Origin of the sequence: Streptomyces sp. ID05-39B (genome assembly GCF_033794725.1) — a bacterium.
GTDB lineage: Bacteria > Actinomycetota > Actinomycetes > Streptomycetales > Streptomycetaceae > Streptomyces > Streptomyces bobili.
Map to the genome: position 1 here is coordinate 1 of NZ_JARGEF010000296.1, position 8763 is coordinate 8763.

Annotated in this window: 9 protein-coding genes and 1 pseudogene; 5 read left to right on the forward strand and 5 right to left on the reverse strand. The window is 72.1% G+C overall.

Annotated elements, in window-relative coordinates; translation table 11 throughout:
* Positions 1-246: pseudogene (locus P1P75_RS36670) on the reverse strand (hypothetical protein); the annotation flags it as partial.
* A gap of 291 nt (positions 247-537) precedes the next feature.
* Here P1P75_RS36670 and purN point away from each other — a divergent pair.
* Both purN and purH read left to right on the forward strand, forming a co-directional pair.
* Positions 538-1167, forward strand: coding sequence for a phosphoribosylglycinamide formyltransferase (gene purN, locus P1P75_RS36675; protein WP_319263606.1), 630 nt, complete (start codon positions 538-540; stop codon positions 1165-1167).
* Positions 1164-2735 carry a bifunctional phosphoribosylaminoimidazolecarboxamide formyltransferase/IMP cyclohydrolase gene (gene purH / locus P1P75_RS36680; RefSeq protein WP_319263608.1) on the forward strand — a complete coding sequence of 524 codons (1572 nt, stop codon included), beginning with the start codon at positions 1164-1166 and terminating at the stop codon, positions 2733-2735. The genes purN and purH overlap by 4 nt, the downstream gene beginning before the upstream one ends.
* Positions 2736-2803: 68 nt before the next feature.
* Here purH and P1P75_RS36685 read toward each other — a convergent pair whose 3' ends face one another.
* The 4 genes from P1P75_RS36685 to P1P75_RS36700 form a co-directional block, all read right to left on the reverse strand.
* The gene (locus P1P75_RS36685; RefSeq protein ID WP_319263610.1) at positions 2804-3382 is read right to left on the reverse strand and encodes a Tat pathway signal protein; all 579 of its coding nucleotides are present in this window, start codon (positions 3380-3382) and stop codon (positions 2804-2806) included.
* A 116-nt stretch (positions 3383-3498) separates the two neighbouring features.
* On the reverse strand, positions 3499-4920 hold the full coding sequence (locus tag P1P75_RS36690; protein WP_319263612.1) for a serine/threonine-protein kinase: 1422 nt from the start codon (positions 4918-4920) through the stop codon (positions 3499-3501).
* Positions 4917-5687 (reverse strand): FHA domain-containing protein, encoded by a 771-nt coding sequence (locus P1P75_RS36695; RefSeq protein ID WP_319263614.1) that lies wholly within the window; start codon positions 5685-5687, stop codon positions 4917-4919. Before P1P75_RS36695 ends, P1P75_RS36690 begins: the two co-directional genes overlap by 4 nt.
* A gap of 101 nt (positions 5688-5788) precedes the next feature.
* Positions 5789-6394: a hypothetical protein gene (locus P1P75_RS36700; protein WP_319263615.1), complete on the reverse strand. Its 606-nt coding sequence runs from the start codon at positions 6392-6394 to the stop codon at positions 5789-5791.
* Positions 6395-6677: 283 nt separating this feature from the next.
* Here P1P75_RS36700 and P1P75_RS36705 point away from each other — a divergent pair, with 283 nt between their 5' ends.
* The 3 genes from P1P75_RS36705 to P1P75_RS36715 form a co-directional block, all read left to right on the forward strand.
* Positions 6678-7532, forward strand: coding sequence for a bifunctional methylenetetrahydrofolate dehydrogenase/methenyltetrahydrofolate cyclohydrolase (locus P1P75_RS36705; RefSeq protein ID WP_319263617.1), 855 nt, complete (start codon positions 6678-6680; stop codon positions 7530-7532).
* The gene (locus P1P75_RS36710) at positions 7522-8079 is read left to right on the forward strand and encodes a DUF3017 domain-containing protein (RefSeq protein WP_319263618.1); all 558 of its coding nucleotides are present in this window, start codon (positions 7522-7524) and stop codon (positions 8077-8079) included. The genes P1P75_RS36705 and P1P75_RS36710 overlap by 11 nt, the downstream gene beginning before the upstream one ends.
* Positions 8080-8341: 262 nt before the next feature.
* A partial coding sequence (locus P1P75_RS36715) for a helix-turn-helix transcriptional regulator (protein WP_319263620.1) occupies positions 8342-8763 on the forward strand: 422 nt, incomplete at its 3' end.

Consider the following 8763-nt stretch of genomic DNA (forward strand, 5'->3'; position numbering starts at 1 on the left):
GCCCCTGGCAGCCCCGCCGCCCGGCCCAGGGCAGCGGGGCTGCCAGGGGCGGTCCGGGGTGCCTTCCGGGGGCGGGGCGAAGGGGTTGTCGTCCTTCGGCGGGGAGCCCTGCGGCGCGGAGCCCTGCGGCGAGGACTCCTCGTCCGGCGGGGAGGTTGGGCGCTCCCGCAGCAGCACGGCGCCGCGCTCCCCTCCCTGTGGTGACTGCGGGGGGAGCGTGAGGAGTCGCAGGCTGCGGTCCGGCATCAAGAGAGCGTCTTCCCCTAAGTGATCACGACGGTGGCTGTCCGGTGCGAGCGGTCACCCGGGAAACGTTCCGCACGACGACCGCGTTCCCGAGCCCGTTCGCCCCAGACGCTACCTTCCGGCCACGCCCCCGTCCCGCGGGGGCCGTCGGGTGTGCCGGTATCGTTGCTGACGGTCGGCCGCTTCGTAGACTTCCCCGTATCCCGGGACGCGAAGCATTCGTATGAATGCACAAGCGCGGCGTCGTGAGTCGGCCGACGTACAGACGCTCCCCCGAGAAAGGGCCCCACAGTGGCCGCCAAGCCCGTGGCCAAGCGCCTCGTCGTGCTGGTCTCCGGTTCCGGTACGAATCTTCAGGCGCTGCTCGACGAGATCGCCGCGACCGGAGTCGAGTCCTACGGCGCCGAGATCGTGGCCGTAGGCGCGGACCGTGAGGGCATCGAGGGTCTCGCGCGGGCCGAGCGGGCCGGTGTCCCCACCTTCGTGTGCAAGGTGAAGGACCACGCGACCCGCCAGGAGTGGGACGCCGCCCTGGCGGAGGCCGTCGCCGCCCACGAGCCCGACCTCGTCGTGTCCGCCGGGTTCATGAAGATCGTCGGCAAGGAGTTCCTGGCGAGGTTCGGCGGGCGGTTCGTCAACACCCATCCCGCCCTGCTGCCCAGTTTTCCGGGGGCCCACGGGGTGCGTGACGCGCTCGCGTACGGCGCCCGGGTCACCGGCTGCACCGTCCACTTCGTCGACGACGGCGTCGACACCGGCCCGATCATCGCGCAGGGCGTGGTGGAGGTCGGGGACGAGGACGACGAGAGCGCGCTGCACGAGCGCATCAAGGAAGTCGAGCGAAGGCTGCTCGTCGAGGTCGTGGGGCGCCTGGCCCGCAACGGCTATCGCATCGAGGGACGAAAGGTAGTTATCCAGTGACCGCCGAGAGCAACGAGAGCACCCAGCGGCCGATCCGTCGCGCGCTCGTCAGCGTCTACGACAAGACCGGCCTCGAAGAGCTGGCCCGCGGGCTGCACGAGGCCGGTGTCACCCTCGTCTCCACCGGGTCCACCGCCTCCCGCATCGCCGCCGCCGGCGTCCCCGTCACCAAGGTCGAGGAGCTGACCGGCTTCCCCGAGTGCCTGGACGGCCGGGTCAAGACCCTGCACCCCAAGGTCCACGCGGGCATCCTCGCCGACCTGCGTCTCGAGGACCACCGGCGTCAGCTCGCGGAGCTGGGCGTCGAGCCGTTCGACCTCGTCGTCGTCAACCTCTACCCGTTCCGCGAGACCGTCGCCTCCGGCGCCTCGCCCGACGAGTGCGTCGAGCAGATCGACATCGGCGGGCCGTCGATGGTGCGCGCCGCCGCCAAGAACCACCCGTCGGTCTCCGTGGTCACCAGCCCCGAGCGCTACGGCGACGTCCTCGCCGCGGTGAAGAGCGGCGGCTTCGACCTGGCCGGCCGCAAGCTGCTCGCCGCCGAGGCCTTCCGGCACACCGCCGAGTACGACATCGCGGTGTCCTCCTGGTTCGCCTCCTCCTACGCCCCGGCCGACGCCTCGCCGTTCCCGTCGTTCCTCGCCACCAGCCTGGAGCGCGCGCACACCCTGCGCTACGGCGAGAACCCGCACCAGCCCGCCGCCCTCTACACCGCGGGCACCGGTGGCCTGGCGGAGGCCGAGCAGCTGCACGGCAAGGAGATGTCGTACAACAACTACGCCGACACGGACGCCGCACGCCGTGCCGCGTACGACCACGCCGAGCCGGCCGTCGCGATCATCAAGCACGCCAACCCGTGCGGCATCGCCGTCGGCGCGGACGTTGCGGAGGCGCACCGCAAGGCGCACGCCTGTGACCCGCTGTCGGCCTTCGGCGGCGTCATCGCCGTGAACCGGCCGGTCAGCAAGGAGATGGCGGAGCAGGTCGCCGAGATCTTCACCGAGGTCATCGTCGCGCCCGGCTACGAGGACGGCGCGCTGGAGGCCCTCGCCAAGAAGAAGAACATCCGCGTCCTGCGCTGCGCCGACGGCCCCGCCCACCCCGTGGACGTCAAGCCGATCGACGGCGGCGCCCTCCTCCAGGTCGCCGACCGCCTCCAGGTCGAGGGCGACGACCCGGCCCACTGGACGCTGGCGACGGGCGAGGCGCTCACCGAGGCCGAGCTGGCCGAGCTGTCCTTCGCCTGGAAGGCCTGCCGGGCCGTTAAGTCCAACGCGATCCTGCTCGCCAAGGACGGCGCCTCGGTCGGTGTCGGCATGGGCCAGGTCAACCGGGTCGACTCCGCGAAGCTCGCCGTGGAGCGGGCCGGTGCCGAGCGCGCGCAGGGGGCGTACGCCGCCTCCGACGCGTTCTTCCCCTTCCCGGACGGGCTGGAGATCCTCGTCGAGGCCGGGGTGAAGGCCGTGGTCCAGCCGGGCGGCTCGGTCCGCGACGAACTGGTCGTCGAGGCCGCGAAGAAGGCCGGCGTCACCATGTACTTCACGGGGACGCGGCACTTCTTCCACTGAGCCGCGCCCGCGTGAACGGGCAACGGCCCGCCGGTCCTCGACCGGCGGGCCGTGCGGTGGGGTGATCCTCAGCCACAGGTGCGGTAGTCGTAGCCCGCCTGGCGCCAGTCTCCGTCGGCATCCTGGAAGAGGTACTTGCCTTCGGTGTTGCGGCGGAGGTTGAAGTCGTGCGACGCACCGTCGTACTTGAGGTAGAGCGTCTTGCCGCGGTCGGTGCTGCCGCCGGTCTTGGACAGCTGGTTGTCGGCCCTGCCGAACGTTGTCTTTCCAACCCGCGTGTCGACGCCGATGCGCCAGGTCCTCTGCAGGTCGGCGGTCGCGTAGTACGTGTCGTAGTCGAAGACGCCGTTGATGTCCGACGTGGTGAAGCTCGGTTTCCCCGCCAGCTGAGTCTTCTTGGCGCCTTCCGCCCAGAGGACCCTCTGCCACAGGCAGACGGCGTTGGAGGTCGAGACGTGACCGAAGGGGCCGGCATCCCTGTACAGCTCTCCCTCGTCCCCCCAGTCGCCGACGTAGGTGTCGTACCCCCGCACCCATCCGTCGTCCATGTTCGCCGAGGCCGGCGAGGCGCTGACCGCCAGTGCGCAGGCGGCCAACCCGGCGACGATGCCGGCGCCGAGGCGGGTGTGCGTTCCACGAAGGGTCATGATGGTTCCTTCCCCGTTGGTATGGCGATGCGTGGTGCTCTGCCATGACCCATGCTGTCCGGAGCCGGTGGGCGGGGGTACCTGCAACATCTCAGGGAATCAGGCTCGGCCGGGGCTCACGTCCCCCCGGAGGTCAGGTCCCCGCAGTGCTCGACGAGCTGGTGGGACCGGGGCGCGTAGGTGCCCGCCAGGTTGCCCTGGGCGTGCTGGCCGGTGCAGCCGGTGCGCATGCGGGCGTTGGGGCGGGTGATGTCCGGGCCGAGGGGGGTGTAGTCGCGGCCCCGGTAGTAGGCGACGCCGCCCAGGCCCGTCGACTCGTCGCCGTTGTAGAAGACCGACTTCACCGGACGGTCGGCGGTCCAACCACAGGTTTCCCTGCCTGACAGCCAGTCGGGGTCGCTCTCCTCCCACGCGCACATCTCGCCGTTGCCGTTCTGCTCGCTGAAGAAGCAGACGGACGGGAACGGGCAGCGGTGGTAGCCGTACGCCGGTCCCTCGTCCCGCAGGGTCGCGTACGTCACCGTCCCGGCCACTGCCAGGAGCGCCGCGACGGCGGTGGCCGCCAGGGCGGGGCGGCGCCACCTGCGCGCGCGCAGTCGGGGCAGTCGGGGCAGGCGGGCGGAGCGGGTGGCGCCGGCGGCCTCCTCCGCGCGGCGCAGGAGCGTGGCGGCGTCGTGGGCGGCCCGGTCCTGGTGGGTGCGGGACAGGCAGTCGGCGATGATCTCGTGCCAGACGGCGGGCAGTCGGGGCGAGAGACGGAGTTCCTCGGCGCCCCGGGCGTAGCGCATCGCGGCGTCGGTGCGGGCCGCGGTCGTGGCGCCAGGCAGCGGGTACGTGCCGGTGAGGACCACGTGCGCCAGGACGCCGTAGGCCCAGATGTCGGCGGTCGGGCGGATGCGCGTGCCGCGTTCGCTGACCTCGGGCCACAGGAGTTCGGGCGGGGTGTAGTCAGGGGTGGTGAAGGCCGGCGAGTAGGCGTGGGTGCCTTCGAGTTCGGCGGCCGTGTTGAAGTCGGCCAGGCGTACCGAACCGTCCTTCATCAGCAGGACGTTGGCGGGCTTGAGATCGCCGTGCACCCAGCCGGCGTGGTGCAGCTGGCTCAGTCCCTCGCAGATCTGGGCGAGCAGCGCGGGGCCGGACACGGGCGCCGGAGCCTGGTCGAGCAGGGCGTCCAGGGAGCCTTCGGCCCGCTCCAGGACGAGGACGGTGGCGCCGTCGAGTTCGGGATGGTCCGGGTCCTCGACTGTGAGGGTCTCATGCATGCGGATCAGCCGGGGTGCGCGCAGCCGCTCCAGCAACTCCGTCTCGCGCCGGGCCAGTTCCCGCAGGTGGTGCAACTGGCGCGGGGTGCGGGTGCCGGTCGGCATGAACTTCAGCGCCGCGACGGGCGGCAGTCCGGTGCCGGGCTGCGTGTTCCTCGCCGCGTACACGGTGGCGAACGCGCCGGACGCGAGCGGCTCGCGCACCTCCCAGCGGCCGATCCGGTACCCCTTGGGCACGGCGACGGCGTACGGCCGCCCACTGCCGGGCCCGGTCAAGACCCCGCCTTCCCGGCCACGGTGACGTCGAGTTCTCCGGGTACGAGGGCGTCGAGCAGGAGCAGGTCCTCCTCGTGCACGAGGTCGAAACGCAGGGCCAGCGATACCAGGGACTCCTTCTTGCCGTTGAGGCGCTGGCCGGGCATCGCGCCGTCCCGGCCGGGCCGCAGGCGGAGCTTGACGGCCAGGTAGTCGATGTTCCAGGCGACGGAGGAGCGGCCCGCCGCGGGCCAGGAGGGACGCAGCCGCTCGACGACCTCGTCGATGGTGGGCAGCGGGGCGTGCGGTGCGCCGCGCAGACGGGGCTCGCACAGGGCGGCCAGTACGGCGAAGTAGCGTTTGGTGCGGTCGACCGCGAACGCCGGGGCCGTCGTGGCGCCGGGAGCCTGGGGGCCGGCGGCGCGGGCGCTGAAGCCGTGGCACGGCGCCCATACGTCGAAGCTGAGCAGGTCGCCGGCGGCGGGCAGGACCACCCGGGAGAACTCGAACGGGATGGGCGACTCCTGCCGGCCGGGAGCCACCTTGACGTGTTCGCCGGCCCCTTCCGGGTTCTCCACCACGTAGGTCTGGCGGGAGCTGTGGTTGGTCAGCATCCAGAAAGCGCGATGTGCGGTGATCTCCCCGGCCACCCGCGACACTCCGTCGTGCGAGATCACCAGGTCGTTGCCGGCGCCCGCCCGGCCGAAGGCGAGTCGCTCGCCCGGTCCGATCTTCAGCTGTCCGCCGGTCCCGTCGCAGTGCGGTGGTACGACGATGATGGTGTACATACGTCGGCCTCCCCCTAGTCCGACGCATCAGGGTAAGGGCTTGCTCCCACGACAGGCATGCCTTTCCGTGGCGCGTCGGACAACGAGGGGAGGCGTCGTTCTCAGTAGCGGGGGCGCTGGAACCAGGCCGCGCTCTCGCGCTTCGCGGACAGGACGATCGCCACGATGGCGACCGCCATGAGGAGCAGGCCAAGACCCCAGTAGGCGAGCATGAAGATGCCGGTGACGATCGCGAACGAGCTGTACACGATCGAGCACACGCGCACCGTGTTGCCGCCCTTGGCGTACTGGAGGAGCAGCACCAGGCCGAGGATCGCGAACACCGTGGCCAGGCAGAGGAAGAAGACGACGACGCCCTTGCCCAGGTCGGCGAACCGCTCCGCCTCCGGGTCGCCGGTGACGCCCGCCTCCAGCATCACCTCGTCCCACTGGGTCAGGAAGTAGACGTAGGCGACGGCGATGATCGCGTGCGCCAGGGCGATCACGCCCACCAGGATCTGCGCGACACGGGTCGGCCGCGGCATCTGCGCCGGGCCGCCGGGGTAGCCGCCCGGGAACTGCGGGTCCCCGCCCGGGTACTGCGACGGATACGGCTGCGGCGGGTACGCCTGCTGCGGATACGACTGCTGCTGGTACGGCGGGGCCTGCGGGACGCCGTAGCCGGAGGCGGGCGGCCCGTAGGGGTTGTTCGGCTCGCCGAAACTCATGGCGGTCCTTCCTCCGTGTGCACTGACATGCGGGGACGACGCGCGGCACGTGCGGAGGAAGGTCGTACGGATGCGGTGCGTCCCCCCGGTACTGCCCGCGGCACTGAACGTCAATCGTTCGTCAGCGGGCGGTTCGTTGTCCAGCCGGTTGGCCGGGACGTTGTGCAAGTGCAATCCCGTGGATCATCGCCGGAGTGATCGTCGTACCGGAGCGGGGAGGGGTGTCGGGCCCCGGAGTAACCCGGATTGGAACCGGGAGGGCGTCATCCGCGAGGATGGGTCCATGACCGCCCAGATTCTCGATGGCAAGGCCACCGCGGCCGAGATCAAGTCGGACCTGACCGCCCGAGTGGCGGCGCTGAAGGCGAAGGGCGTCACGCCCGGCCTCGGCACGGTCCTCGTCGGGGACGACCCCGGCAGCCAGAAGTACGTCGCCGGCAAGCACCGCGACTGCGCCCAGGTGGGCATCGCCTCCATCCAGCGCGAGCTGCCCGCCACGGCCACCCAGGAGGAGATCGAGGCGGTCGTCCGCGAGCTGAACGAGGACCCGGACTGCACCGGCTACATCGTGCAGCTCCCGCTGCCCAAGGGCATCGACGAGAACCGCGTCCTGGAACTGATGGACCCCGCCAAGGACGCCGACGGCCTGCACCCGACGAACCTCGGCCGCCTCGTCCTGGGCGAGCCCGCCCCGCTGCCCTGCACCCCCAACGGCGTGCTGACCCTGCTGCGCCGCCACGGCGTGGAGATCAAGGGCGCCGAGGTCGTCGTCATCGGCCGCGGGGTGACCATCGGCCGCTCGATGCCCCTGCTGCTGACCCGGCGCAGCGAGAACGCCACGGTCACCCAGTGCCACACCGGCACCCGTGACCTCTCGGCGCACCTCAAGCGGGCGGACATCATCGTCGCCGCCGCAGGCTCCGCCCATCTGGTCCGCGCCGAGGACGTCAAGCCGGGCGCGGCCGTCCTCGACGTGGGCGTCTCACGCAACGCGGAGGGCAAGATCGTGGGCGACGTCCACCCGGACGTCCGCGAGGTGGCCGGCTGGATCTCCCCCAACCCCGGCGGCGTCGGCCCCATGACCCGGGCCCAACTGCTCGTCAACGTGGTCGAGGCGGCGGAGCGCAGTGTCGGCTGACCGGAGGAACCACCCCGACGGCGGCGAGCGTACGGACGCCGCCGGCACCGACGTCGACGCCGGTGGAGACGCGCAGGCGTCCGCCGAGGAGCGGGCGTTCACCGAGCCGGTCGTCCGCGACCCGGTCAGCGCGCCCGACGCCGACGGCGTCCCGCGCCGGACCACGCGCCGCTTCCCCCGGTTCACCCGGGACACCGCACGCCCCGAGGGCGGCGGCCGGGCCGCACCCGGAGACGCCCCCGCGCCCGCCCGGCAGTGGCCGATGCTCGCCGTCCTCGGCCTGGTCGCGCTGGGCCTGCTGGTGACCGCCCTCGACCAGTTCCGCGCCGGCACGATCCTGATCGGCGCCGCCCTGCTGGGCGGCGCGGTCCTGCGCTGGCTCCTGCCCGGCGTCGGCATGCTCGCCGTACGCTCCCGCTTCACCGACATCGCGACGTACGCCCTGCTGGGCGCGGCGATCGTCCTGCTGGCGCTGATGGCCCAGCCGAAGCCGTTGCTGCAGATCCCCTTCCTGAAGGACACCCTGCACTTCACGGTCGACGGCTGACAGCCCTCCGGCGCACGCGTACGGCGGCCCGTCCTCTCCCCCGAGAAGGACGGGCCGCCGCCGTGTTCCACGCTGCCTCACTGTGAAGCTCCTGTTCAACGCCTGTCCGCGCGCTGTGCCACAGCGGTGACCGTTCCGCCATCGTGTGCGCGCCATGCCACAGTCACCCCCGCTGCGGGAACCGACCCCGCCGGGGGAGTCGTGGTCGTCGGACGGGCGCTACCGTGGCCGCAGGTGGGACACGGCGCGGGAAGGGGGATCGATGCCTCGCTGGAAGGATCTGCCGGACGGACTGGATCCGCGGGTCGGGGAGTTCGTCACGCGACTGCGCCGGACCGTGGACGGCAACGGTTCGAGCCTCGCCACCCTCGCCGACCGCACCGGCTACGGCCGGACGTCCTGGGAGCGCTACCTCAACGGCCGGCTGCTCGCTCCCAAGGGCGCGGTCATCGCCCTGGCCGAGGTCACCGGCACCGACCCGGTCCCGCTGATCACCTTGTGGGAACTGGCCGAGCGCGCCTGGAGCCGCTCGGAACTGCGCCACGACAACGCCACCGAGGCCGTACGCCTGTCCCGTGCCCGCACGGTGACGGCCCCCGCGTCCGCCCCCGCCCCCGCGCCCGAGGCCGTGGCGGCGGACCCGCCGCCAAGGCCTCGGGCGCGGGGGCGGGGGCGGACGCGGGG